Below are 25,059 nucleotides of genomic sequence, written 5' to 3' on the forward strand. Positions count from 1 at the left end.
AACAGCCCGCTTTTTTTATTATTTGTCAAAGCTAGGATTGAAAGCGTAGAAATTTTTGCTGTCAAGCATATCCTGAATAAGTCTTAGTCCTTCGCCGAAGCGCTGATAGTGGACTATCTCACGTTCACGAAGAAACTTGATAGGGTCACGGACATCAGGATCGTCAGCAAGCCTGAGAATGTTGTCGTAGGTCAGGCGGGCTTTTTGCTCAGCAGCAAGGTCTTCGTGTATATCAGCAATAGCGTCACCGGTACTTTGGAAGATTTCCGCAGAAAATGGTACACCAGAGGCGGCTATAGGGTAAACGCCTGTAGTGTGGTCAACAAAATAGGTGTCAAAGCCACTGTCTTTTATTTCCTTGAGGGAGAGGTCACGGGTCAGCTGATAGATAATAGTGCCGATCATTTCGATGTGGGCAAGTTCTTCCGTGCCGATATCGTTGAGTATTGCCTGCACCTCACGACAGGGGGCTGAGTAACGCTGATTGAGATAGCGAAGCGCTGCACCAAGTTCGCCGTCAGCCCCACCAAGCTGCGAGATAATGACCTTAGCCAAAGCAGGATTAGGGTTAGCGATCTTAACGGGGTATTGCAGCTTTTTTTCATATTGCCACATTAGTCAGCACTCCTTTCCCACGGAAAAGGTGATGTTACCCATTCCCATTTCTTGGACGAATTGTTCTGCGTGATCGTCAATGGTCCGTATTTCTCATTGTATTGAGCAATAAGCTTCTCTTTTTCTGCCTTGTGTCGTGCAAAATATGCCAGACCATCTCTGCAGGTAGGGTGGCTGTCGAGGTAAAGATTAGCCTCTACAAGGGCAAAGCTGCACGCCTGTATCTTTCTAAGAAGCCTCTCCTTTTCACTTAGTATGGGCATTCTTTACAGCCTCCTCTCCTATAAAAGGTTTGTCTATGGACGGGAAGATAGTTCCTCTTGAAAGTCCTACATCTGCCTCATAAGGCTTCTCCCACATCTGAAAAGGCACATATGCCATTGCCAGCGGCGTGTCCTCAGGAAATCTTCCTTTCGGAAAAGGGCAGGCAGGTGTGTTATCCTCTGTGTCGTCAGCAAGTATCCTGCCTAACGACAGGTTGTCAAACATATCCAAATAAGTTCACTCCTTATGTTGTCTGAATCTCATATACCACAGGTTTCGTGTGGCTGTTTTATCATATGCAGCTTATAAGTCAGTGGTGTATGTATGCAGGATATTATAAAAAAACTTGCAAATCGTTCATTGAAAATACACAAAATTAATTTTCTGTGAACGCGCATATTGTTTGTAACAATAAACATAGTTTAAATAACGTTAAATTTGTAAGATTTAATATTGACAAATCGGGCTTCTGCGTGTTATATTAATACTATTGAAAAAAGCATATGCAGTGACATATGTGATCGAAGGAGAGATTATTATGAAAAATGTCAAGAGAATTCTTGCATTAACAGTTTCGGCTGCCCTTGCAGTTTCTTGCTTTGCAGGTTGCGGAAACGGTGCAAAAAAGAACAGCGATACTATCGTTATCGGCTGCAGCGGTCCGCTCACAGGTGACGCTGCACAGTACGGCGTTGCTGTTAAGAATGCTATCGAGCTTGCTGTCAAGGACGTAAATGACGCAGGCGGAATAAACGGAACAAAGCTCTCATACGTTTTCGAGGACGATGAGGCTGACTCAGGCGATAAGGCTGTAAATGCTTATAACGCACTGAAAGACAATGGTATGCAGGTAATGGTCGGAACAGTAACAACAGGTTCTTGCCTCGCAGTTATTGAAAAGACAAAGCAGGATAACATCTTCCAGCTCACACCTTCTGCTTCAGCTCAGGACGTTATCAAGAACGATAACTGTTTCCAGGTTTGCTTTACTGACCCTAACCAAGGTAAAGGTTCTGCCGACTATATCGCAGAAAACAAGCTTGCTACAAAGATAGCTGTAATTTACGACAGCTCTGACGCTTATTCATCAGGTATCTTCAACACATTCAAATCCGAGGCTGAGGCTAAGGGTCTTGATATCGTTGCAGAGCAGTCATTCACAAAGGACAGCAAGACTGACTTCTCAGCTCAGATAAGCGCAGCTAAGAATGCAGGCGCAGACCTCGTGTTCCTGCCTATCTACTATCAGCAGGCTTCACTTATCCTTACACAGTGCAAGTCAGCTAACTACAACCCAACATTCTTCGGTTGCGACGGTCTTGACGGACTTCTTTCTATCAAGAACTTTGATACTTCACTTTGCGAGGGCGTAATGCTCCTTACACCATTTGCTGCCGACGCTCAGGATCAGGCAACTCAGGACTTCGTTAAGAAGTATAAGGACGCTTACAACGGCGAAACACCTAACCAGTTCGCTGCAGACGCTTATGACGGCGTAATGGTACTTGCAGAACTCATGAAGAAGGAAGGCATCACAGCTGATATGTCTGCTTCTGATATCTGCGATAAGCTCAAAAAAGCTATCTCTGATAAGGACTTCTCATATGACGGACTTACAGGTACAGGCATGAAGTGGGGCGAAGACGGTGCCGTATCTAAGGACCCTAAGGCTGTTATCATCAAGAATGGTGCTTATTCTGCACTGACAGCTGATGACATTGCCGCTTCTACTGCTCAGTAATAGCTGAAATGAAGTGCGTACAAAAAGTACGCTTGATATGAAAAAAACCGGCAATTGCGAAAAATTGTCGGTTTTTTTGATTTATTTTATTAAAATGTGTTGCAAAAACTACGGGGTTATGTTATAATTTATTGTATATTGTGTTTATGACAAGGACAGATGTAATATATGTGATTACATCTTGTGCTTTGTCTATTCCAAAAGGAAGGAATGTTTGTATATGGGTTTTCTTAATAACCTCATCAACGGAATAAGCCTCGGCAGTATATACGCAGTTATAGCTTTGGGCTATACGCTTGTATACGGTATTGCCAAAATGCTTAACTTCGCACACGGCGATGTTATTATGGTGGGCGGATATGTTATATTCACCTGCATGACCACATGGGGACTAAACTCTTGGCTATCTATAGTTCTTGCAGTTATTGCCTGCACACTTCTCGGTATAGTCATCGAAAAGGTGGCGTATAAGCCGCTCAGACAAGCTACTTCGCTTGCGGTGCTTATCACTGCCATAGGCGTCAGCTACTTTTTGCAGAACATCGCACTGCTTATATTCGGTGAAAAGCCTGTAAACTTTACATCAGTTGTAAACGTGCCGAGCATCAAGCTTTTTGACGGACAGATAGTTATTTCCGGAGAAACATCAGTTGCAATAATCGTATCTATACTCATTGTAGTTGGTCTTTCATTGTTCATCAACAAAACCAAGAGCGGACGTGCAATGCTTGCAGTATCTGAGGACAGAGGTGCAGCTCAGCTCATGGGCGTAAACATCAACCGCACTATCTCTCTTACATTCGCTATCGGCTCAGGTCTTGCCGCAATTGCAGGCGCACTGCTTTGCTCAGCTTATCCTACGCTTCAGAACACCACAGGCGCAATGCCTGGTATCAAAGCGTTCGTTGCGGCGGTATTTGGCGGTATCGGCTCAATACCGGGCGCTATGATCGGCGGTATCCTTATCGGTGTTATCGAGATACTTGGACGTGCCTATATCTCACCACAGCTTGCCGACGCTATCGTTTTTGCTGTTCTTATACTTGTGCTTATCATCAAGCCTACAGGTATCCTCGGCAAGAAGATAAGCGAAAAGGTATAAAAGTCAACTTAAAATTTTCGAGCAGACTTGCTTTGCAGTTCTGTTTTATCTGAAAGGATTGGTTTTTTGTGAAAAAAGAAGGGGCTAGCGCAAAAACAAAGTTTTTTAAGCCGCAGACCAGAAAAAGCTTTATCACATACGCAATGGTGATAGTTGCCTTTGTGGTAATGCAGATACTCAGCAGCGGCGGATATATCTCAAGTATGCTCACAGGACTTCTTGTTCCTCTGTGTGTATACTCTATACTTGCAGTATCCCTTAACCTGACAGTTGGTATACTTGGCGAGCTTAGCTTGGGTCAGGCAGGCTTTATGTGCGTTGGCGCATATACAAGTGCGATATTCTCTATCGTTACTTCTGAAACTATTGAAAATGTGTGGATCAGATTTCCTTTGGCTATCCTTATAGGCGGAATAATTGCCGCAGTGTTCGGCATACTTATAGGAATACCTGTTCTCAGACTTAAAGGTGACTATCTCGCTATCGTTACACTTGCGTTCGGTGAGATCATAAAGAACGTTTTCGCAGCACTTTACCTTGGTTATGATTCTAAGGGTGTTCACGTTTCTCTCAAAAGTCTATCAAACCTTAACCTTGAGCCTGACGGAAAGCTTATACTGAACGGCCCTCAGGGTATAAGCGGCACACCTAACGATTCTACATTCATTATCGGCGCTGTTATGTTGCTTATCACTCTTATCATTGCCTATAACTTTGTATATTCAAGAACGGGAAGAGCAGTAATGGCTATCAGAGATAATGTTATCGCAGCCGAGTCTGTAGGTCTTAACATCACAAAGTATAAGCTTGTTACTTTTGCGTTGACTGCATTCCTTGCAGGCTGTGCAGGTGCGCTTTATTCTCATAACTTCTATACGCTCCAGGCTTCTAAGTTTGACTATAACCTGTCTATCCTTATCTTGGTATTCGTTGTTCTGGGCGGTATAGGCAGTATCAGAGGAAGTGTTATCGCAGCTATCGTGCTTGTTCTGCTTCCAGAAATGCTAAGAAGCATAAACAGCTACAGAATGCTTATCTATTCTATCGTCCTTATCGTAATGATGATAATAACTTCAAATGAAAAAACAAAGACTTTTATCAGTGCAAATACTGCTAAGTTCAAGGCTTTGTTCAAGCGTGAAAAAGTAAAGGAGGCTGAGTGATATGGCACTTCTTGAAGTAAAAAATCTCGGCATCTCATTCGGCGGACTCCGTGCAGTTGACGAGTTCAGCATAACAATAGAAAAAGGTCAGCTCTATGGTCTTATTGGGCCGAACGGAGCAGGAAAGACCACTATCTTCAATATGCTCACAGGCGTTTATAAGCCAACAGACGGCACAATCGTTCTTGACGGAAAGAACATTACTGGCAAAAACACTATCGAAATAAACCGTGCAGGCATTGCCCGTACATTCCAGAACATCAGACTTTTTAAGGATATGACGGTGCTTGACAACGTCAAGGTCGCACTTCACAATCATTATAAATACAGCACCTTTACAGGTGTGTTCAGACTTCCAAGATATTTCAAACTTGAAAAGGCAATGGACGCAAAGGCGCTGGAGCTTCTGAAGGTTTTCGAGCTTGACGATAATGCGAGTCTGCTTGCTTCTGGACTTCCGTATGGCGATCAGAGAAAGCTTGAGATCGCAAGAGCCCTTGCAACACAGCCGAAGTTGCTGCTTCTTGACGAGCCTGCTGCCGGCATGAATCCAAACGAAACAGCGGAGCTTATGGATACTATCCGCTTTGTAAGAGATAATTTTGATATGACGGTGCTGCTTATCGAGCATGATATGAGCCTTGTTTCAGGTATCTGCGAAAAGCTGTCTGTGCTGAACTTCGGTCAGCTCCTTTGTGAGGGTAAGACAGCGGAAGTGCTTAAAAATCCTGAAGTTATCACCGCATATCTGGGCGAATAAGGGGGTAAGTAAAATGGCAATGTTGGAAATCAATGATCTGCACGTCAATTATGGCATGATAGCCGCTTTGAAAGGTATCTCCTTTGAGGTAAACGAGGGCGAGGTCATTTCCCTTATCGGCGCAAACGGAGCAGGAAAGACCACCACTCTGCATACCCTTACAGGTCTTATCTCTGCAAAATCGGGTTCTATCAAATTCAACGGCGTGGAGCTTACTAAAACTCCTGCACACAAGATCGTGGAAATGGGTATAGCACACGTTCCTGAGGGAAGAAGAATATTCCAAAACCTCACAGTACTTGATAACCTTAAGCTTGGAGCATTTACAAGAAAAGACAAGGAGAATATACCGAAGGATATTCAGGATATATACGAGCGTTTCCCTAGACTTGCAGAAAGAAAAAATCAGATAGCAGGTACTCTTTCAGGCGGTGAGCAGCAGATGCTGGCAATGGGCAGGGCGCTTATGTCAAGACCTAAGATAGTTGTAATGGACGAGCCGTCAATGGGTCTGTCACCGATACTTGTGTCAACCATATTTAAGATAATCGAGGACATAAGAAAGAGCGGCACAACTGTACTGCTTGTTGAGCAGAACGCAAAGAAAGCCCTTGCTATCTCAGACAGAGCTTATGTTCTTGAAACGGGCAAGATAGTTCTGTCAGGCAAGGCGTCTGATCTTATCAATGATGAGTCGGTCAAGAAAGCATATTTAGGTGAATAGGAGTTGAGCTTTATGGCAAGGATCATAACCATTGCAAGGGGAATCGGCAGTGGCGGAAGAACTGTAGGAAAAATGCTGTCAGAGGATATGGGTATAAAATATTATGATAAGGAGCTTATAAAGCTTGCAAGCGACGAAAGCGGTATAAATGAACGCTTTTTCGGGCTTGTTGATGAAAAACTGAAAGGTTCTTTTCTGAGAAAGGGCGGAGTTTACAAGGGTGAGCTTCTTGACCCTGATGATCACGACTTTACTTCTGACAGAAATCTTTTCAATTATCAGGCGAAGATAATAAAGCAGCTTGCAGACAGAGAGCCTGCGGTAATAGTTGGCAGATGTGCTGACTATATCCTCCGTGACAGAAAAGACGTGCTTAAGGTTTTCATATATTCTGATATGGAAACTGCGGTCAAGAATATCGTCGATCTGTATGGTGTTTCTGTAAAAGAGGCTGTCAAGATAATCGAAAAGACAGACAAGGAGAGAAGCGATTATTATCGTCACTACACAGGCAGGGATTGGACAAATGCGAAAAACTACAATCTGTGTCTTGATACCAGCGACATGAGCTATGACAAGTGCGTTGATATCATTGAGGGATATATAAAGCTTCTTGAAGAGTAAGGCATAAAAAATAAAGCCGCATTGCATTTTTTGCAGTGCGGCTTTTGTGATATATGAAATCAGTTGAATTTTTCTGAAATAGTCCTTGCGGCAAATACTCCTGATGCAGAAGCCTGCGACAGAGAGTGCGTAACGCCTGAGCCGTCGCCTAGGACGTAAAGACCTTTGACAGCAGTTTCAAGGTTCTCGTCAACGTCAACTCTTGAATTGTAGAACTTGACCTCAACGCCGTAAAGAAGCGTGTCGATATTCGCCATACCGGGTGCTATCTTATCCAGAGCGTATATCATTTCGATAATATCGTCAAGCTGTCGCTTTGGGATAACAAGGCTCAGGTCGCCCGGAGTAGCTTTGAGAGTAGGGTTAAGGAACGTCTGACCAAAGCGGTGTTCATTTGTACGTCTGCCTGCAACAAGATCACCGAAACGCTGAACAAGCACTCCACCGCCAAGCATATTAGACAGCCTTGCGATAGACTCACCGTATGCGTTTGAGTCCTTGAAAGGCTCAGAGAATGTGTTGGATACCAGCAGAGCGAAGTTTGTGTTCTCAGTTCTCAGCGCAGGGTCAGCATAGCTGTGTCCGTTTACTGTGATGATGCCGTTTGTATTCTCGGTAACTACCTCACCGTATGGGTTCATGCAGAATGTTCTTACAAGGTCGCCGTATTTCTTTGTACGGTAAACTATCTTGCTTTCGTATACCTTGCTTGTGATATGCTCAAAAACAGCCGCAGGTATCTCAACACGAACGCCGATATCAACTCTGTTTGAACGCCTTTTGATACCAAAGTTGTCACATATCTCAGAAATCCATTTTGAACCGCTTCTTCCTGCCGCAACAACAGCGTTTGAGCAGTGATACTCGTCCTTGTCTGTGATAACAGTGAAGTCGTTCTCCTTGCCTGTTATACCCTGAACACTTTCATAAAATTTTATGTCTATCTTGTCCTTGACAAAGTCATAGATGTTCTGGAGTATCTGCATATTTCTGTCAGTGCCAAGGTGTCTTACCTGAGCGTCAAGGAGGTGGAGGTCATATTTCAGAGCCATTGCCTTGATGTCGGAAGAAGTTGTGGAATAAAGCTTAGCGTCCTGACCGCCCATTTCAAGGTTTATCTTGTCAACATACTGCATAAGCTCGATAGCCTTTTCCTTGCCGGTAAATGTGTAAAGGTCACCGCCGAAATTGTTTGTGATGTTATATTTGCCGTCCGACATTCCGCCTGCACCGCCGAAGCCGTGCATAATGGAGCATACCTTGCAGTGAATGCAGGACTTAACTTTTTTGCCATCTATAGGACACTTACGCTTGCTGACAGGTCCGCCCTGATCAATAATGCAAACTTTTATGTTTTTGTCAAGCTTGACAAATTCGTATGCCATGAATACGCCGGCTGCACCTGCACCGACAACAACTACGTCATAATTCTGAGCCATAACTATTTCCTTTCAAATCAAAATCCAGTTTATTTTTATCCATAAAACGGGCGGCCGCACCTTTGCAGAAGATAGCCTGAAAGGAGATAACCGCCATATTTTTTTCTATTTTATATCAAATACGATAGTAGCCAATGTGAAGAATATCAGTGTTGAGCAAGTGTCAACGATAGTGGTGATAAGCGGGGCAGCCATGATAGCAGGGTCAAGATGAAGCTTCTTGGCAGCCATCGGGAGCATACAGGCGATGAGCTTTGAAAGCACAACAGTTGCCATGATAGCCATACTCACCGTGAACGCAAGCTTGTAGCAATCCACAGATGTGTCACCGTGATACACAAGAATTATTCTTATAGCATTGACTATAGCAAGGATAACGCTGCAAAGAAGCGCGACTCTGAACTCTTTCCACATGACCTTGAAAAAGTCTTTCATTCTTATCTCACCAAGCGCCATGCCTCTTATAACAAGGGTCGAGGTCTGAGAGCCGCAGTTTCCGCCTGTGCCACTAAGCATTGACAGGAACGATACCAAAACAGGGACAGCCGCAAAAGCAGACTGATATTTGTTTACGATAGCACCCGTAAGGGTAGCTGACAGCATAAGTATCAAAAGCCATGCTATTCTGTTTTTCGCATGAGTGAAAACAGAGGTCTTGAAATATGAATCGTCACTTGGCGCAACGGCAGCCATTTTCGAGAAGTCCTCAGTGGTCTCCTCCTCGATAACGTCCATAGCGTCGTCAAATGTAACGATACCGACCATGCGGTTTTCTCTGTCAACAACAGGCAGAGAAAGAAAGTCATATTTTGAGAACATGGAAGCAACATACTCTTTATCCTCAAGGGTATCAACGGTAATAACGTTGTCCTCCATTATGTCCTCTATTTTATCGTTATCATCAGCAGTTACGATATCAAGCAGTGAAAGCACGCCCACGAGCTTTCTGTTCTCAGTGACATAAAGTGTATTTACAGTTTCCTTGACCATACCAACGTGTCTTATCCAATCCAGTGCTTCCTTGGCGGTGTAGCTTCTGTGAAGATAAACGTACTCGGTGGTCATAATAGAGCCTGCACTGTCTTTAGGATATTTGAGTATCTGATTTATCTGCTTTCTCGTTTCTGCGTCAGCAGACTTGACTATCCTTGCAACAACATTTGCAGGCATTTCCTCGATAATATCTACCGTATCATCAAGATAAAGGTCGTCAACGATCTCCTGAAGCTCCTTATCCGTAAAGGCATTGATAAGCATCATTTGTGTATCGCTGTCCATATAAGCGAAAACGTCAGCCGCAACGTCCTTGTTCAAAAGACGGAACAGCAACGGAAGCTCGTATTTCTCGACCTCGTGATCGTCATAAAACTGCTGCAAAAGAGCAGCCACGTCGGCTTCGTTCATATCCATAAATATTTCACGGATAGCCTTGTAGTTTCTTTTCTTTAACAGCTCCAATACTGTGTTAAACATAATGTTTCCCCCTAACAGCAGCGGTAATAAGCACAACAGTACAAATAATTGTACTTATACCAACTCTGTACAAATATAAGGATCTACCAAAACACAGATCGTCCTATTCAATTAAAATTGATATTTAGATCACAAAAAGGCTGCCACAAACGGGCGAGCCGCTCTGCAATCGAGGGGCGATCGTATTCTGACTGGCGTCGTCCATTTGTACACACTCCTTAAAAATCATGATTTATGCACGTTTTTACTATTCGCACACATAATATTATTATACGCTTACCTTGTTTTTTTGTCAAGAAATTGTTTAATTTAATTTTATGAACGTGCTGTAAATTTGCGAAGTATAATGAATTGCTTTTGACCTCTTGCCAAATGGGGAGAAATAGGGTATAATTATTATATGGATCGAATAATAAACCGAAAGGAATTGATAAAATGAGCGAAATAAGAGATGAAAGCTTGTGGGAAAGCGGTAAAAGAAAGGTAGAATGGGTAAGACAGAATATGTCATTGCTCAGAAGCGTCGAGGAAGATTTCAAGAGAGATCAGCCTTTTAAGGGGCTGAAAGTTGCACTTTCTATCCACCTTGAAGCTAAGACCGCTTATCTTTGCAAAGTCCTTGCAGCAGGCGGTGCTGAAATGTACATCACAGGAAGCAATCCGCTGTCTACTCAGGACGATGTTGCGGCAGGTCTTGTGCATGACGGCTTGAACGTTTTTGCATGGCATGGTGCAACTGACGAGGAGTATCACAGACATATATCCGAGGTAGTTAAGGTAGGCCCAAACATCATTATCGACGACGGCGGCGACCTTGTAAACCTTATCCACAATGAATACCCTGAGCTGATACCGAACGTTATCGGTGGTTGTGAGGAAACTACTACGGGCATTATCCGTCTTATTGCAATGAACAAGGACGGTCAGCTCAAATTCCCTATGATGCTTGTAAACAATGCAAAGTGCAAGTATCTTTTTGATAACAGATACGGCACAGGTCAGTCTGTATGGGACGGAATAAACAGAACAACTAACCTTATCGTTGCAGGCAAGAACGTTGTTGTTGCAGGCTACGGCTGGTGTGGCAAGGGCGTTGCAATGAGAGCAAAGGGTCTTGGTGCAAGCGTTATCGTCTGCGAAGTCGACCCAATAAAGGCTATGGAGGCTGTTATGGACGGCTTCAAGGTAATGAAAATGGTTGACGCCGCTAAGGTGGGCGACTTCTTCGTTACTGTAACAGGCTGTAAGGACGTTATTACTGAGAAAGCTTTCATGAACATGAAAGATGGTGCTATACTCTGTAACGCAGGTCACTTTGATTGCGAGGTAGACGTGGCTGGACTTAAAAAGCTGTCTGTTGAAAGCAAGCTTGCAAGAAACAATATTGACGGTTATAAGCTTCCGAACGGTAATTGGTTGTATGTTATCGGCGAGGGCAGACTTGTAAACCTTGCTGCAGGCGACGGTCACCCTGCCGAGATAATGGATATGTCCTTTGCTATCCAAGCCCTTTCTGCGGCTTATCTTGTTAAAAACAAAGACAAGCTTACAGACAAGATAGTTTATGTTCCTGATGAGATAGACAAGGAAGTTGCAAACAGAAAGCTTAAATTCTGGGAGCTTGAGATAGATAAGCTTACACCTGAGCAGGAGAAATATCTTAACAGCTGGCAGGTATAAAATATCATATTAGTACAATAAAACGGACAGCTTGGGTTGTCCGTTTTTTGTATCTTGAAATTGCCATAAATTTATTTTGTCTTCAAGGTTTTAAATCACTGATTTCTGTACATTTTAATATTAGGGCGATAAAAAAACAGGGCGGTGAGAATGTGGCGGCAAAGATGTATAAGATACTTACGCTTTTTTCAGTGGGCGCAATATGCTACGGCTTCATGGAAATACTTAACAGGGGATATTCTCATATCACAATGGGGGTGCTTGGAGGAACTTCAATGCTGGTTATCCATATCATGAATGGCGAGCGCAGGCGAGGAGTGAGCCTGCTGTCTGTGCTTACAGTGTCGGCAGCATTTATCACTGCCATAGAATTTCTTGCAGGAGAGTATCTTAACCGCTATCTCGGCATGGGCATATGGAGCTATGAGGAAGTGCCGCTGAATTTTGACGGACAGATATGCCTGCCATTTGCTTTTCTGTGGTTTGGGTTATCCTATATTGGTGTGCTTGCGGATAATTTTATACGCAGACATATTTTCAAGGAATACCCTGTCATTGTTAAACGAGGGAAAGAAAAAATACCTGCGGCGGTTGGATAACAGTACGATTATTTGTACTGCTCTGTATGTAAAAATATAATTAACTGGAGACCTCAGGTCGCCCCTACGAAAAAATTGTAAATATAGGGGACGGCGACACGCTTACATTCGCCCGTCATTCACCAACGCATATAAAAACAAATGGACTGTCTATCCAATGATAAACAGTCCGTATTTTTGTACATATCAATCTTTTGTGTACCACTTTTTCAGCACTTCTTCGCCAAGCTTGCCGTAAACTGTGAAGTCACGGTTCTCTTTGGCTTTCTCTATTGGCGGCAGGATAGCTTTCCAATCCCACCAGAAATAGCCGCAGAACCAATCCAGATCCCAAGTTGCTTCCATTGCAGTGTCGTAGAAATCTGCCTGCTCCTGCTCGTCAAGTGGCTTGTCAAGTCTGTCATGGAAATCCCAAGGATACTGCGTGCAGCCCTCTTCGTTTCGCACGCCTATCTCAGCGAACATTATAGGCTTGTTGAAATGCTTGTGAGCCTTTTCCAGTGAGCCGACAACTTCGTTCCAGCGACTGAGCATATGTTTCTTGCTTCTGTTCACACCGTCTGTAACAGGGTAGTAGCCTGAGATGCCAATGATATCCACGTCGCTGAGCCAATCGAAACGCTGTTCGTCGCCGTGATTGATGTTGTGCATAACGATACCGCTGTAGACCTCTCTCACCTGTGCAATAAGCTTTCTGCATCTGTCAGACTGCTTGTCCATTCCTGCCATTTCACAGCCTGTGCAGAGCATTTCACAGCCGAGCTTTTCTGCAAGCTTTGCATAGTGGAGCATGAAAGCTGTGTATGACTTGAACCACTTGTCCCAATATTCAGGGTTCTCAGGCGGAAAGTCTATCCTTGCACGCCATGAGCGGTCAAGGCAATCCACCATAGGCTTAAGGCAGACTTTAAGTCCCAGTGACTTTGCTTTTTTTATAGCGAAGGCAATGTCTTCGTCAGATTGTGTTCTCTCATAATCGCTGAAAACTCTTGTGCTTGCAAAGCTCTCCTGCAATGCGTTTACAGGGATACATATCCAGTTCAAGCCGTTTGAAGCAAGCCTTTCCATTGACTTTTCTGCCGCTTCCGTCTGAAAATCACCTCTCTTGGAGAAAAATCCCCAAGTATATCCTTTGCAGAAAATATCTTTATTCATGTATCAAAAACCTCTCTTTTTCGTAAATGTCCTGATAGAAAAGGCACAGGTAAGTTCAAGCCTGTTCACCTTTTTAAGCTTCTCCACCGCCTCGGCAGATGTTTTGTAGTAATACGGAGTCATTGTAAAAAGATTGAAAATATCCTCCTGACTTTCAAGCACCACAGGGTATTCAAAAATTATTTCCTCTGACTCGTCAAATTTATTAAGTCCGTATACATTGGGCTTGTTTTCGTAAGGCTTCTCATAAAGCACTTCTTTAAGCTCAAACAGATGTCTTGGGGACGGAGAAACTACCACAAGCTTTCCGCCGTCTTTCAGCACCCTTGCGTATTCGTCATTTGAAACAGGTGCAAATGTGCATACGATAAGGTCTGCAAATTTGTCTATAAACGGAAGCTGAAATGACGATGCCACTGCAAATTCGCAATTTGTGATATTTTCGCAATGTATCCTCGTCATGCAGTGGGCAACTGCCGCCTTTGATATGTCAATGCCGTAAAACTTCGCCTTTGGCAGTGCCTTGGCATAGTTCACAGTGTAAAAGCCCTCACCGCAGCCGCTGTCGATAATATAAGGCTGTTTCACATTTTCAAGCAGACCGCCCATTACCTCAGCCGTTTTCTTCGCAAGCGGCAGATAATAATCACGGTCAAGGAAATCCGTTCTCGCCTTTACCATTTCCGCATTATCCCCTGCGTTCTTAGGGTTTCTGCCCTTTGTGGTAAGCAGATTTACATATCCTTTTCTCGCAATATCAAAGCTGTGACCGTTCTGACAGTGCCATACGTTGTCAAGCTTTCTGAGCCGTTTTTTGCATATCGGACAAACATACATATAAATCACCCTGAACATTATAGCATTTCCCTCTGCTTTTAGCAATGGATATTTTATTAATAAAAAAGTGCTTGACAATCGTCGGGTTATGCTTTATAATATCAATATATGCAAAATGCGGTGACGGAATTATCCGAAACAGTGTCGGTAAAGAGAAAAGGCGGTGGGTGAAAGCCTTTGCGGCAAGTTCGGTGGCTAACCTGAGCGGTGCTGAAAACAGCAACGTATGCTCTGCGTTAAAGGGCTTCGAGTGGTCGGGCGATGAGTTCGGCAATTTGGGTGGTAACACGGAACTGTCGGTTTCGTCCCATGTTTAGGGACGAGCCGTTTTTTTATTTTGCGAATAATTTCATTTGGAAGGATCTGAATTTATGGAATGGACAGGACTTAACGAACTGCGTGAATCTTATCTGAAATTTTTTGAGAGCAAGGGCTGCTTAAGACACAAGAGCTACCCTCTCGTACCTCAGAACGATAACAGCCTGCTGCTTATCGTTGCAGGTATGGCGCCTCTGAAGCCTTACTTCACAGGTCAGGAAACACCTCCGAGAACAAGAATGACAACTTGTCAGAAGTGTATCAGAACCGGCGATATTGAAAACGTTGGTAAGACGGCAAGACATGGCACATATTTTGAAATGCTTGGTAACTTCTCATTCGGCGATTACTTCAAGAAGGAAGCCATTGCATGGGCTTGGGAGTATGTTACACAGGTACTCAAACTGCCAAAGGACAGACTTTATATCTCTGTTTATGAGGACGATGACGAGGCTGAGAAGATATGGCATGAAGACGCTGGCGTTCCAATGGATCATATCGTAAGAATGGGCAAGGAAGACAACTTCTGGGAGGCTGGAACAGACGGTCCTTGCGGTCCATGCTCTGAGATATATTTCGACAGAGGAGAGAAATATGGCTGTGGCAAGCCTGATTGTAAGGTCGGCTGCGACTGCGACAGATATATGGAGTTCTGGAACCTTGTGTTCACACAGTTTGAAAGACATGAGGACGGCACTTATACTCCACTTAAGCAGAAAAATATCGACACAGGTATGGGTCTTGAAAGGCTTGCTTCTATCATGCAGGACGTTGACTCTATCTTTGACGTTGATACAGTAAAGGCTATCAGAGATCACGTTTGTAAGATAGCAGGCTGTGAGTACGGCAAGGAGTACAAAAAGGACGTTTCTATCAGAGTTATCACAGACCATATCCGTTCTGTAACTTTCATGGCGTCAGACGGAATCCTGCCGTCAAATGAGGGCAGAGGATACGTTATGAGACGTTTGCTCAGAAGAGCTGTTCGTCACGGAAAGCTTCTCGGCATAAACGGACTTTTCCTCAAAGACCTTGTAAAAACTGTTGTTGACTGCAACAAGTGTGAGTATAACGAGCTTGAAGAAAAGTATGACTATATCGTAAAGGTGCTCACAACTGAGGAGCAGAACTTCAATGCCACTATCGACAGAGGTATGAAGATACTTGACGATCTTATCGCACAGATGCAGAAAGACGGCAAGACGGAGCTTGACGGTGAGAGCTGCTTCAAGCTTTCTGACACATACGGTTTCCCTATCGATCTTACAAGAGAGATCCTTGAAGAAAAGGGCATGACCTGTGATGAGGAGGGCTTTGCTGAGTGCTATGCAAAGCAGAGAGAAACAGCAAAGAACGCTCATGCTGCAACAAAGTATATGGGTGCAGACGAAACTGTTTTCCATAAGATAGACAAGGATTTCCACACAGAGTTCATCGGCTATGACAAGCTCGAGGGCGACAGCGAGATATCATTCATCACAACTGATGATGAGCTTATCGAAAACGCAAAGGCTGGCGATGAAGTATATATCGTATCTTCACAGACACCATTCTATGCAGAGAGCGGCGGACAGGTTGGCGATATCGGTACTATCGTTACAGAAAGCGGTAAGTGCAGAGTCGTTGACACCCAGAAGGTCGTTGCAGGCAAGTTCGCTCATAAGGCAGTTGTTGAAGAGGGCGAGATAGCTGTAGGTCAGAAGGCTCACTTCACTGTTGACAGAAAGACACGTTATGCTGTTATGAGAAACCATAGCTGCGCACATCTGCTTCAGGCTGCACTGAGAAAAGTTCTCGGTGAACACGTTCATCAGGCAGGTCAGCTCGTTGACGCTCACAGACTTAGATTTGACTTCTCACACTTCAACGCAATGACAGCAGAGGAGAAGCTCAAGGTCGAAGCACTTGTAAACAAGTATATCCTTGAAGCTCTTGATATAAAAATGGAAGAAATGCCTATCGCAGAAGCTCAGAAGCTTGGTGCTATGGCTCTGTTCGGTGAGAAATACGGCGAAACTGTAAGAGTTGTAACAATGGGTGACGGTGACGAAACAGCTTCTATCGAGTTCTGCGGCGGTACACATCTTGACAATACTTCAAGAATAGGTCTGTTCAAGATAATCTCCGAAAGCTCTGTAGCTTCAGGCGTAAGACGTATCGAAGCCGTAACAGGCAGAGGCGTTCTGGAGCTCGTTGAGGAAAGAGCAGCAACTATCCAGCAGGCGGCTGAAAGCCTTAAGCTTGCAAATCCACTGGACATCGTAAAGAGATGCCACACTATCATGCAGGAAGTCAAGGATCTTGAAAAGGAAAGAGACGCTTTGCAGGCTGAGATAACAAATCTCAAAACAAAGTCACTGTTCGATAATCCGTATGAGGTCAACGGCGTTAAGGTGGTCACTGCAATGCTCACAAATACAAGACCTGATATGCTCAGAAAAATGGGCGACGAGCTTAAAGCAAGAGAAGCTGACGCAGTTGCAGTTGTTGCAGGCGTTGACGGTGAAAAGGCAAACCTTGTTGTAGTTTGCGGCAAGAATGCTGTTGCAAAGGGTGCACACGCAGGCAAGATAGCAGGCAAGGTAGCCGCACTCACAGGCGGCAAGGGCGGCGGACGTCCTGACTCTGCTATGGCTGGTATAGGCGACAGATTCAAGATCGACGAGGCACTTGACAAGGTAAACGAAATAGTTGGCGAATTTGTAAAATAATATGGGCAAAGGCTGTGCAAAATGCTGTGCAGCCTACCCCTTTTTGAAAGGCGGAGAGATAAATGGAAGATTGTCTTTTTTGTAAAATTATTTCCGGGGAAATACCTTCAAAGAAAATATACGAGGACGAGCTGACATACGTTTTTGAGGACATTGCTCCTACAGCTCCGATTCATTATCTTGTTATCCCTAAGCAGCATATTTCAAAGCTTGACGAGATAACCCCTGAGAACAGTGCAGTTATCGCACATATCTATGAAGTTATCGCAAAGCTTGCCAAAGACCTCGACCTTAAGGACGGTTTCAGAGTTGTTTCCAACTGCGGCGAGCAGGCAGGACAGAGTGTTTTCCACATTCATTTTCATCTTCTTGCAGGCAGACCACTTGCTTGGCCAGCCGGTTAAAGAAATCAAACGGGCGGGTAAATTTCTTATCCGCCCTTAGTTTTAAGGGGGACGGCGGCAGTGATGAGAAAAAGCTGTTATATCGGCTTTTCGTATTTTGCAGGACTTTTTCTCTGTACCATTGGCTGGGGCAGGAACAACGCAGTTTTTTCACTTGCGTCAGCGTGTGTAGCCATTACAGCCTTTGCGCTTTTTAAGAGATACCGAAAGCATATAGCTCTCTGCTTTGTTTCGTTCCTGATAGCGGTGGGAGTCAATACCGCTTATACTCACATTTTCTATGATAAACTGACAGCTTTAGACGGAAAGACCGTCACAGTTAAAGGCGAGATAACCGACATAAGCTATACAGGCTCTGACACCTGTCGACTAAGTGTCAATGGTACTGTTGGGGGAGTAAAAGGCAGGCTGACCTTTTATGCAGATGACCTTGACTATGATTACTATGACAATATCGTGGCGACAGTAAAGGTCAGCAGGATAAAAGACAGCATCAATTTCAAATCAGAGCAGTATGACCGGCCTAAAGGCGTTTTTCTCCAAGGCTCGACCGCTGAAAGCATAGAAGTCACAGGCGGCGGAAACACCATTTTATGCAGTATAATGCACTATCGTGACAAGATGTTCATGTTGATAAACGATATCATAGGTGGAGATGAGGGCGGTTTTGCCGCTGCAATGCTCTGCGGAGATAAAACTGAGCTTTCAAAGCAAACGAAGCTCACGGTCTATCGTAGTGGCATAGGTCATATATTTTCCGTGTCGGGAACTCATGTGGTCATAATAAGTGCCATGATAGGCTGGTTCATGCAGAAACTAAGCAAGGATAAGCGTGTGATATTTGCCGTCCAAACTGTGGCAATGTGGGCGTTTGCGGTCTTTGCAGGATTTTCAGTATCCGTTGTGAGGGCGGCTGTTATGCTGACCTTGGTCACTGCCGCACCGCTCCTTTACCGCAGACCAGACCCTGCAAATACTCTCTGCCTTTGCGCTGTTGTAATACTCACTCTTTCGCCCTATGCGGCGGCGGACAGCTCATTTCTGCTGTCATTCACTGCAACATTTGTGATAGGCACGGTCTGCCCGAAAGCAGCGGCACTTGTAAAGGGCGAAGGCATTTTGTACAGCCTTGAACGGCAGGCAGTAAATGCGGTGACGATACTTCTTTGCACAATGCCTGTTCAGCTAATGTTTTTCAGTGAGATATCTCTTGTTGCACCACTATCAAATATCCTGCTGGTGCCTGTGTGTACCCTTGCTCTGGGTCTGACGGTAATAACTGCGGTAACAGGCGGTGCGGCAATAATAGCCTATCCTGTGCTGACGGTGGTAAAGTATCTTCTGAAAGTCGTTCTGTTTCTTGCTGAGCTGTTTTCAAAATTCAGCTTTGCCTATCTTCCTCGTGGAGTAAGACCACTTGGCATTGTAATGCTCGTTACCTGCCTTGTGCCTGTGGCGGTCATGTTTCTGAGAAAGTCAGTAAAGCTTGGGGCTTTTTGCACTGCTTTAATGCTTGTATGTTGGACAGCGGTGTATAATTTTTCTCTTGCTTTTGGAGGCTCGGTAAAGATAGTTGTAATGCCAAAAGGAAATGCAGTGCAGGCTGTGCTGTATGATAAAACAAAAGGTATGGTTTTCGATATGGGCAGTAAGGGCAAGCTCAACAGCGGTATGGAAAGCTTTTTGGAGCTTTACGGCATAAAAGAGCTAAAAGGCGCATTTATAGAAAGCGAACAGTATTACACTATAACGAAATATAACGAGCAGATGACTATACAACCTGACAGATTTTATATAAATGGCGAGCCTGATAATGACAGCGAACTGCCGTTCATGACAGGCGCACAGCTTGATTGGAACGGTGTTAAGATAGAAGCACTGGAGGGCGGCTATAAAATTACCACCGAGGGCTGTGTGGTCACTATAGAAAAAGGTTCTGTCACCATAAACGGCAGGAACCTTGACACAACAGATGAAGAATACCCATTGATGATAGATATGAAAAATTCGCAGATAAGGAGGACGGAATATGGCTTTGCTTACGGCTTCGGCTCTTGGTAAAACGATAAGAGAGAATGATATCGACAGCCTTTATTATTTTTACGGACATGATACAGCGGCACTTGAAAGCTTTACAAAAAGGCTTGTGAACAAGCTTTGCCCTGCTGACGCTCAGGTCATGAACTTTCATAAGCTTGACGGCAAAAATCTTGATTTTCCAATGCTTACAGACGCTTGCGAAGCTCTGCCTTTTATGGCTGAACGTGTGGTGGTGACTATAAACGACCTTAATATAGACGCAGTGACTAAGGATGATCTGGACGACCTGAAAAAGATCCTAGGCTCTCTTGGCGAAACCACCACAGTGATAATCTATGCCACAGGAGTTGACCTTTTCAAGAACAAAAAGTATCTTACAGACAAAAACAAGCGCTTTGCAGATTTCTGCGAAAAGCATGGCACTGTCTGCAACTTTGAATACAAAAGGGCTTCCGACCTTGGAAAGTCTATATCCACCTATCTTGCCAAAAGCGGCTGTACCATAACAAAAAGCAACGCAGAGTATCTTGCAAACCTCTGTTTGTGCGACACTGCATTTATCAGCAAGGAGCTTGAAAAGCTTTCGGCTTATGCAGAGGGCAGGGAGGTAACAAGAGAGGATATCGACTTGCTTTGTATCAGGCGTATCGAGTCGGACGGATATTCTCTTGCAATAAATATCCTCAGAGGCAATGCGGCAATGGTCTTCACACGTTTGCGTGAACTCGATGTGCAGAATTATGAACCATATGCTATAATAGGAATAATCGGCTTTTCCCTTGCGGATATCTATAGGGCGAAGCTTGCACGTTCCTCTGGCAGGAGCGTTGCAGACGTGGCTAAAGATTTTTCCTATGCGAAAAACAGAGAGTTTGCAGTAAAAAACGCCTATTCCGAGTGCGGAAATATCTCGGCGGAGCGTATAAGAAAAACGCTTGAGATACTTTCTGAAACCGACCTTATGCTCAAAACAAGGTCACGAGGAAAAGACGGAGATATGCTCACCCTCGAGCAGGGGCTTGCAAGGTCAATGGCGTTAAGGTGTTAGTAAATGGAAAAACTTAAAATATCAAGGGCAATAATCGTTGAGGGAAAATATGATAAGATAAAGCTTTCGTCCATAGTTGACGGCGTTATAATCGTCACTAACGGCTTTCGTATCTATAAAGACCCTGACAAGGCAGCGCTTATAAGATACTATGCTCAACATGGCGGAATAGCAATTCTTACTGACTCTGACACAGCAGGCTTTCGTATAAGAGGGCATATAAAGGGTATCGTCCCCAAAGGCGATATCGTGAACGTGTATGTTCCTGAGATATTCGGCAAAGAAAGGCGCAAAACAGAGCCGTCAAAAGAGGGCTTGTTAGGGGTCGAGGGCGTTCCTGCGGATATTATCAGGGAAGCCTTTGAAAAAGCAGGCATTATAGGCGAAAAGGTCGCAGACAGAGAACTCATGACCAAGCTTGACTTTTATGAGCTAGGTCTAAGCGGCAGACCCGACAGCAGCAGGCTCAGACAACTTGTGTGCGAAAAGCTGTCGCTGCCCCAAAAGCTCACTGCAAATGCACTGCTTGAAGTGTTGAACACAATGCTCGATAAAGACAGCTTGCAAGCACTCATAGAGGAATTGACCTCAGAAAACAATAAAGACAAGGAGAATAGCGTTGGTTAGTCTTGAATTTTTATATTTCTTTCTTCCTGTTTTTATGGGAGTATACGCTGTGTCAGGGGTGCGTTTCAGAAAAGCCGTGTTCCTGCTTGGAACAGTTGTGCTGTGTCTGTGGGTGTCCACATGGGGGATAATACCAATGGCGGTGTGTGCTGTTGTATCATACTTTTGCGGCAGGCTTATCCACCGCTTTGCAGACAAAAAAGGACTTAAAAGGCTATGGCTCATATTATCGGTGGCAGTAAATATGGCAGTGCTTCTTGTATTCATAAGAAGCGGTCACAGCAGCTATGACGTGACGTCTATATTCACAGGCAAAGGCGCAATGCTAAAGCTTTTCCCTGTGTGGGGAGCAGGCGTTTTCACTCTCCATGGCATCTCCTACTGCATGGATATTTATAGGAAAGAAATTGAGCCTGAGAAGAATTTTCTTTTGGTATCTCAATATATATGCTTTTTCCCATGCTTTAGCTGTGGACCGATACTCAGATTTTCGGATATGAGCGAACAGCTTAGAAAACCTGTCATAACCTCTGGAAAGCTTGCAGAGGGCATAAAGCTTATGCTTATAGGCTTTGCGGAGAAGCTTTTTCTGTCGGATCCTATGTACGAGATGTGGCAGCACATAAGGGGAGTAAGTACAGATTCGCTCTCCGCCGCTTGTGCATGGCTTGGGATAATAGCTTTCTCCTTTGCGTTCTACTATGAGCTTAGAGCTTATTCGCATATTGCACAGGGTATTGGTTCAATGCTCGGCTTTGAACTTCCTGATAACTTTGATCTGCCGTTTATGTCAGCAGGCTTTAATGAGCTTATAAAACGATTTGCCTGCACCTTTTATAGTTGGGTGAGAGATTATTTCTACAGACCTATATGTAGAAATAAAGACAGCGTTTGCCTTTGGGCATTGATACTGTCTGTGCTTGCAGGCTCGGTTTGGTATGGCTACGGCAGACACACAATGCTGTGGGCAGCGTTTATTTGTGTTATGCTTGGCATAGAATATCTCTTGAAAAATATTCTTGCGGCTGTGCCGACAGGTGTAAGATGTGCGGTGATGAATGTTCTGTTTCTTATAGGTCTGCCGTTTCTTGCGATAGACAGCCTGCCTTCAGCCTGCGGATATGTTGCCGCAATGCTCGGCGGGGGAAGCTTTGCAGGAGATGTTCTTGCATCGTATGTGATAAAAACAGGAGTTGTGATGTATCTTATCTGCGGCTTTTTTGCAACAGGTATCGGCAGATATCTCAAACGCAGGATAATGCAGCTCAATACTAATATAGTTTACATAATCGAGCCAATGCTCACTATAGGATTTCTGCTTATCAGTACAGCGTTTCTTGTGGGCGGAGGTAATTCGTCTATGAATTTGTTTGTGAGATAAAATGGGAGGAGTGAACATTAATGAAAAAGGCTGCTGATTATATCGCAGTAAGCGCATTTTTTGTAATAGTCATAATGTTTGCGGCATATACTCTCTTGATGGGCAGACATGGATCTGAAAGTGAAAAGGCAGACAGTTCAGATATAAGACATAACGTTCAGACCTATGTTAGCAGTAATTTTCCTCTAAGCTCAAATTGGAAGTCGCTCAGAACGACCATGTTTGTGATGACTGGTAAGAAAAATTTTGATAATATCTATATCCTTAAAAATCGTCTTGTAGAGATCACAGATTTTGATAAGGACAGGCTTGATAAAAATATCTCGCAGATAAATGAATTTTCAGAAAACACAGATACACCTGTATATGTTATGTTAGCTCCGACTGCCGCAGGTATCTATTCTGCTAAGCTGCCTGCTTATACTTCAAACACAGACCAGCGTGAAATGATAGATAATATCTATTATGACCTGGACAGCAGGATAGACACCATAGATACGTTTTTTCCTATGTATTCTGCAAGAAATAATTACGTTTACTATCGTACAGATAGAAAGTGGACTTCCTTCGGGGCGTATTTTGCCTATGCAGACGGCATAAAAGAGCTGGGTTTTGAGCCGGTCGTTCTGTCCAATTACGATCAAGAATATACCTCAAATTCTTATTATGGGGGACTTTACAGTGAACTTTGCTATAACAGCATAGGCGCAGACAGAGTGAACATCTTCCGTTCTAAGTATAAGACTACTGTGGATTCTGTGGAGCTTTACAGAGGAGATCAGGTGCTTACCTCAAAATCTGTTTATTTTAGATCTGCACTGAAAACAGCAGATAAAACGGCTATCTTCCTGCAAGGTGACAACTTTACTAAGGCAACGGTCAAGACAACTGCAGAGGACGCACCAAAGCTTCTTATCATCAAAGGAAGCTATGCCAATACCCTTGTGCCGTTTCTTACCCCACACTACAGCGAGATAACCTTGGTAGACCCTGACAAGCTCAAAGAGGAAGGCAAGACCCTTTCTGACGTGGCAGATACGAGTGCATATGACCAGATATTATTTATGTATGACTGCGACCAGTTTGCAGATGAAACAAATTTTGACCTGCTCAAATAATATGGGCTATGTACTTGAAAAAATGGAACAGATGTGATATAATAAAGAAAATGCCGTACAAGGAATGTGCGGCATAATGTATGTCTGAATATTTGAGAGGGTGTTTGATGTGAGTGAGCAAAAAAACAGACTTGATCTTATTGATCTTAATGACTATCCCGTATCTTGGTGGCTGAAACTTCTTGACCTCGGTCATAAGATAGTTCAAAATCCTGCCGCCTACAGCGAGGCTTGCAAGGGCAAGATAATGGGTACTCTTTTCTATGAGCCGTCAACAAGAACGCAGATGTCTTTCCAGACCGCTATGCTCCGTCTTGGGGGAACGATAATAGGCTTTGACAATCCTGCCACTTCTTCCGTTGCAAAGGGAGAGAATATCAAGGATACCACAAAGATAGTTTCCGGCTATGCCGATATCATGGTAATGCGTCACCCTACTGCTGGCTCGGTAAAGGCTGCGGCACTCACTGCTGATTGCCCTGTTATCAACGCAGGCGACGGTGGACACCTCCACCCAACACAGACACTTACAGACCTGCTTACACTTAGAGAAGAAAAGGGCAGACTTGATAACCTGACCATAGGCTTCTGCGGTGACCTTAAAAACGGCAGAACAGTCCATTCCCTTATTAAAGCAATGGTATGTTTTCCAAACAATAAGTTCATATTAGTTTCAACTTCTGAGCTTGCTTTGCCTGTGTATGTAAAGGATATCCTTGAAGCGGCAGGCATGGAGTACAAAGAAGTTACCGACCTTGAAGAGGTTATCGGTGAGCTTGACGTGCTATATATGACAAGAATACAGAAAGAGCGTTTTGCTTCTGAGGAGGAGTATCAGTCTCAGAGCGGAAATTACATACTCGATACAAGAAAGCTTTCAATGGGAAAGCCTGACCTTATAGTGCTTCACCCTCTGCCAAGAGTCGATGAGATAGCTATCGAGGTGGACGACGACCCGAGAGCAATGTATTTCAAGCAGGCAAAATACGGTATGTATATCAGAATGGCACTCATACTTACAGTTATAAACGGCGATGGTGCTTCGCAGCCGCTTATGAAGGGCAGAGTGCATAAGCACATTGATTGTTCAAATCCTAACTGTATCACTCACCACGAAAAGTATCTGCCACATTGGTTCAAAGGCGACGGCACAACGCTTGTTTGCGAATATTGTGACGAGAGAACATTGGTGGAATAAAATAAGAGCTTAATGGGGTAAACAAAGGCTGTGTCAGT

At 44.0% G+C, this 25,059-nt stretch carries 24 protein-coding genes; 17 read left to right on the forward strand and 7 right to left on the reverse strand.

What is annotated here, in order from left to right; translation table 11 throughout:
• Positions 1 to 18 precede the first annotated feature (18 nt).
• The 3 genes from OCV57_RS01795 to OCV57_RS01805 are packed head-to-tail and all read right to left on the reverse strand — an operon-like array spanning position 19 to position 1,104.
• Positions 19 to 615: a manganese catalase family protein gene (locus OCV57_RS01795; RefSeq protein WP_118159827.1), complete on the reverse strand. Its 597-nt coding sequence runs from the start codon at positions 613 to 615 to the stop codon at positions 19 to 21.
• Positions 615 to 878, reverse strand: a complete 264-nt coding sequence (locus tag OCV57_RS01800; protein ID WP_195387745.1) for a spore coat protein CotJB — start codon at positions 876 to 878, stop codon at positions 615 to 617. Before OCV57_RS01800 ends, OCV57_RS01795 begins: the two co-directional genes overlap by 1 nt.
• Complete coding sequence (locus tag OCV57_RS01805) at positions 862 to 1,104, reverse strand: spore coat associated protein CotJA (protein ID WP_117876544.1); 243 nt, start codon at positions 1,102 to 1,104, stop codon at positions 862 to 864. Before OCV57_RS01805 ends, OCV57_RS01800 begins: the two co-directional genes overlap by 17 nt.
• Before the next feature lie 313 nt (positions 1,105 to 1,417).
• On the opposite strand from OCV57_RS01805, the gene OCV57_RS01810 reads away from it, so the two are divergent.
• The 6 genes from OCV57_RS01810 to OCV57_RS01835 all read left to right on the forward strand — a co-directional run bounded on the left by OCV57_RS01810 (position 1,418) and on the right by OCV57_RS01835 (position 6,993).
• Positions 1,418 to 2,620 (forward strand): ABC transporter substrate-binding protein, encoded by a 1,203-nt coding sequence (locus OCV57_RS01810; RefSeq protein WP_022286763.1) that lies wholly within the window; start codon positions 1,418 to 1,420, stop codon positions 2,618 to 2,620.
• A 220-nt stretch (positions 2,621 to 2,840) separates the two neighbouring features.
• Entirely contained in the window at positions 2,841 to 3,722 is an 882-nt protein-coding gene (locus OCV57_RS01815; protein ID WP_041337265.1) for a branched-chain amino acid ABC transporter permease, read from the forward strand.
• A 143-nt stretch (positions 3,723 to 3,865) separates the two neighbouring features.
• Positions 3,866 to 4,885: a branched-chain amino acid ABC transporter permease gene (locus OCV57_RS01820; protein ID WP_081856082.1), complete on the forward strand. Its 1,020-nt coding sequence runs from the start codon at positions 3,866 to 3,868 to the stop codon at positions 4,883 to 4,885.
• 1 nt (position 4,886) lies between these two features.
• Positions 4,887 to 5,645, forward strand: a complete 759-nt coding sequence (locus tag OCV57_RS01825; protein ID WP_267300303.1) for an ABC transporter ATP-binding protein — start codon at positions 4,887 to 4,889, stop codon at positions 5,643 to 5,645.
• Positions 5,646 to 5,658: 13 nt separating this feature from the next.
• Entirely contained in the window at positions 5,659 to 6,369 is a 711-nt protein-coding gene (locus OCV57_RS01830; RefSeq protein ID WP_022286767.1) for an ABC transporter ATP-binding protein, read from the forward strand.
• A 12-nt stretch (positions 6,370 to 6,381) separates the two neighbouring features.
• On the forward strand, positions 6,382 to 6,993 hold the full coding sequence (locus OCV57_RS01835; RefSeq protein ID WP_138338869.1) for a cytidylate kinase-like family protein: 612 nt from the start codon (positions 6,382 to 6,384) through the stop codon (positions 6,991 to 6,993).
• A 59-nt stretch (positions 6,994 to 7,052) separates the two neighbouring features.
• Here the strand turns inward: OCV57_RS01835 and OCV57_RS01840 are convergent, their stop codons facing one another.
• Together OCV57_RS01840 and mgtE are read right to left on the reverse strand one after the other, a co-directional pair.
• Complete coding sequence (locus OCV57_RS01840; RefSeq protein ID WP_022286769.1) at positions 7,053 to 8,432, reverse strand: NAD(P)/FAD-dependent oxidoreductase; 1,380 nt, start codon at positions 8,430 to 8,432, stop codon at positions 7,053 to 7,055.
• Positions 8,433 to 8,537: 105 nt separating this feature from the next.
• Positions 8,538 to 9,905 (reverse strand): magnesium transporter, encoded by a 1,368-nt coding sequence (mgtE, locus tag OCV57_RS01845; protein ID WP_267300304.1) that lies wholly within the window; start codon positions 9,903 to 9,905, stop codon positions 8,538 to 8,540.
• A 435-nt stretch (positions 9,906 to 10,340) separates the two neighbouring features.
• Between mgtE and OCV57_RS01850 the strand changes: the two genes are divergently transcribed.
• Both OCV57_RS01850 and OCV57_RS01855 read left to right on the forward strand, forming a co-directional pair.
• Positions 10,341 to 11,585 carry an adenosylhomocysteinase gene (locus tag OCV57_RS01850; protein ID WP_138338875.1) on the forward strand — a complete coding sequence of 415 codons (1,245 nt, stop codon included), beginning with the start codon at positions 10,341 to 10,343 and terminating at the stop codon, positions 11,583 to 11,585.
• Positions 11,586 to 11,737: 152 nt separating this feature from the next.
• Positions 11,738 to 12,184, forward strand: a complete 447-nt coding sequence (locus OCV57_RS01855; RefSeq protein WP_267300305.1) for a putative ABC transporter permease — start codon at positions 11,738 to 11,740, stop codon at positions 12,182 to 12,184.
• A 186-nt stretch (positions 12,185 to 12,370) separates the two neighbouring features.
• On the opposite strand, the gene OCV57_RS01860 is transcribed toward OCV57_RS01855, so the two are convergent.
• Both OCV57_RS01860 and OCV57_RS01865 read right to left on the reverse strand, forming a co-directional pair.
• A complete protein-coding gene (locus OCV57_RS01860) occupies positions 12,371 to 13,339 on the reverse strand; it encodes a glycoside hydrolase family 113 (RefSeq protein ID WP_267300306.1) in 969 nt (322 codons plus the stop codon).
• A 3-nt stretch (positions 13,340 to 13,342) separates the two neighbouring features.
• Positions 13,343 to 14,194: a methyltransferase domain-containing protein gene (locus tag OCV57_RS01865; RefSeq protein WP_267300307.1), complete on the reverse strand. Its 852-nt coding sequence runs from the start codon at positions 14,192 to 14,194 to the stop codon at positions 13,343 to 13,345.
• A gap of 149 nt (positions 14,195 to 14,343) precedes the next feature.
• Here OCV57_RS01865 and OCV57_RS01870 point away from each other — a divergent pair, with 149 nt between their 5' ends.
• The 9 genes from OCV57_RS01870 to pyrB all read left to right on the forward strand — a co-directional run bounded on the left by OCV57_RS01870 (position 14,344) and on the right by pyrB (position 25,021).
• The gene (locus OCV57_RS01870) at positions 14,344 to 14,493 is read left to right on the forward strand and encodes a hypothetical protein (protein WP_181979654.1); all 150 of its coding nucleotides are present in this window, start codon (positions 14,344 to 14,346) and stop codon (positions 14,491 to 14,493) included.
• Positions 14,494 to 14,547: 54 nt separating this feature from the next.
• Positions 14,548 to 17,205, forward strand: coding sequence for an alanine--tRNA ligase (alaS, locus tag OCV57_RS01875; RefSeq protein WP_117923100.1), 2,658 nt, complete (start codon positions 14,548 to 14,550; stop codon positions 17,203 to 17,205).
• Between the two features lie 62 nt (positions 17,206 to 17,267).
• Positions 17,268 to 17,609 carry a histidine triad nucleotide-binding protein gene (locus OCV57_RS01880; RefSeq protein WP_022286776.1) on the forward strand — a complete coding sequence of 114 codons (342 nt, stop codon included), beginning with the start codon at positions 17,268 to 17,270 and terminating at the stop codon, positions 17,607 to 17,609.
• Positions 17,610 to 17,672: 63 nt separating this feature from the next.
• A complete protein-coding gene (locus OCV57_RS01885) occupies positions 17,673 to 19,670 on the forward strand; it encodes a ComEC/Rec2 family competence protein (RefSeq protein ID WP_267300308.1) in 1,998 nt (665 codons plus the stop codon).
• Complete coding sequence (gene holA, locus OCV57_RS01890) at positions 19,639 to 20,697, forward strand: DNA polymerase III subunit delta (protein ID WP_041337271.1); 1,059 nt, start codon at positions 19,639 to 19,641, stop codon at positions 20,695 to 20,697. Before OCV57_RS01885 ends, holA begins: the two co-directional genes overlap by 32 nt.
• 3 nt (positions 20,698 to 20,700) lie before the next feature.
• Positions 20,701 to 21,324 carry a ribonuclease M5 gene (locus OCV57_RS01895; protein ID WP_267300309.1) on the forward strand — a complete coding sequence of 208 codons (624 nt, stop codon included), beginning with the start codon at positions 20,701 to 20,703 and terminating at the stop codon, positions 21,322 to 21,324.
• Entirely contained in the window at positions 21,317 to 22,705 is a 1,389-nt protein-coding gene (locus tag OCV57_RS01900) for an MBOAT family O-acyltransferase (protein ID WP_267300310.1), read from the forward strand. Before OCV57_RS01895 ends, OCV57_RS01900 begins: the two co-directional genes overlap by 8 nt.
• Positions 22,706 to 22,725: 20 nt before the next feature.
• Entirely contained in the window at positions 22,726 to 23,823 is a 1,098-nt protein-coding gene (locus tag OCV57_RS01905; protein WP_267300311.1) for a DHHW family protein, read from the forward strand.
• Positions 23,824 to 23,932: 109 nt separating this feature from the next.
• Positions 23,933 to 25,021: an aspartate carbamoyltransferase gene (gene pyrB, locus OCV57_RS01910; protein WP_041337276.1), complete on the forward strand. Its 1,089-nt coding sequence runs from the start codon at positions 23,933 to 23,935 to the stop codon at positions 25,019 to 25,021.
• Positions 25,022 to 25,059: the final 38 nt, after the last annotated feature.

The organism is Hominimerdicola aceti (genome assembly GCF_025567495.1).
In the GTDB taxonomy this organism is placed as follows: domain Bacteria; phylum Bacillota; class Clostridia; order Oscillospirales; family Ruminococcaceae; genus Hominimerdicola; species Hominimerdicola aceti.

Bases quoted from the DNA above. Each gene is read 5' to 3' on its own strand.
- OCV57_RS01795 (WP_118159827.1), bottom strand. From the start codon at position 615: ATGTGGCAATATGAAAAAAAGCTGCAATACCCCGTTAAGATCGCTAAC.
- OCV57_RS01800 (WP_195387745.1), bottom strand. From the start codon at position 878: ATGCCCATACTAAGTGAAAAGGAGAGGCTTCTTAGAAAGATACAGGCG.
- OCV57_RS01805 (WP_117876544.1), bottom strand. From the start codon at position 1,104: ATGTTTGACAACCTGTCGTTAGGCAGGATACTTGCTGACGACACAGAG.
- OCV57_RS01810 (WP_022286763.1), top strand. From the start codon at position 1,418: ATGAAAAATGTCAAGAGAATTCTTGCATTAACAGTTTCGGCTGCCCTT.
- OCV57_RS01815 (WP_041337265.1), top strand. From the start codon at position 2,841: ATGGGTTTTCTTAATAACCTCATCAACGGAATAAGCCTCGGCAGTATA.
- OCV57_RS01820 (WP_081856082.1), top strand. From the start codon at position 3,866: ATGGTGATAGTTGCCTTTGTGGTAATGCAGATACTCAGCAGCGGCGGA.
- OCV57_RS01825 (WP_267300303.1), top strand. From the start codon at position 4,887: ATGGCACTTCTTGAAGTAAAAAATCTCGGCATCTCATTCGGCGGACTC.
- OCV57_RS01830 (WP_022286767.1), top strand. From the start codon at position 5,659: ATGGCAATGTTGGAAATCAATGATCTGCACGTCAATTATGGCATGATA.
- OCV57_RS01835 (WP_138338869.1), top strand. From the start codon at position 6,382: ATGGCAAGGATCATAACCATTGCAAGGGGAATCGGCAGTGGCGGAAGA.
- OCV57_RS01840 (WP_022286769.1), bottom strand. From the start codon at position 8,432: ATGGCTCAGAATTATGACGTAGTTGTTGTCGGTGCAGGTGCAGCCGGC.
- mgtE (WP_267300304.1), bottom strand. From the start codon at position 9,905: ATGTTTAACACAGTATTGGAGCTGTTAAAGAAAAGAAACTACAAGGCT.
- OCV57_RS01850 (WP_138338875.1), top strand. From the start codon at position 10,341: ATGAGCGAAATAAGAGATGAAAGCTTGTGGGAAAGCGGTAAAAGAAAG.
- OCV57_RS01860 (WP_267300306.1), bottom strand. From the start codon at position 13,339: ATGAATAAAGATATTTTCTGCAAAGGATATACTTGGGGATTTTTCTCC.
- OCV57_RS01865 (WP_267300307.1), bottom strand. From the start codon at position 14,194: ATGTTCAGGGTGATTTATATGTATGTTTGTCCGATATGCAAAAAACGG.
- alaS (WP_117923100.1), top strand. From the start codon at position 14,548: ATGGAATGGACAGGACTTAACGAACTGCGTGAATCTTATCTGAAATTT.
- OCV57_RS01880 (WP_022286776.1), top strand. From the start codon at position 17,268: ATGGAAGATTGTCTTTTTTGTAAAATTATTTCCGGGGAAATACCTTCA.
- OCV57_RS01885 (WP_267300308.1), top strand. From the start codon at position 17,673: ATGAGAAAAAGCTGTTATATCGGCTTTTCGTATTTTGCAGGACTTTTT.
- holA (WP_041337271.1), top strand. From the start codon at position 19,639: ATGGCTTTGCTTACGGCTTCGGCTCTTGGTAAAACGATAAGAGAGAAT.
- OCV57_RS01895 (WP_267300309.1), top strand. From the start codon at position 20,701: ATGGAAAAACTTAAAATATCAAGGGCAATAATCGTTGAGGGAAAATAT.
- OCV57_RS01905 (WP_267300311.1), top strand. From the start codon at position 22,726: ATGAAAAAGGCTGCTGATTATATCGCAGTAAGCGCATTTTTTGTAATA.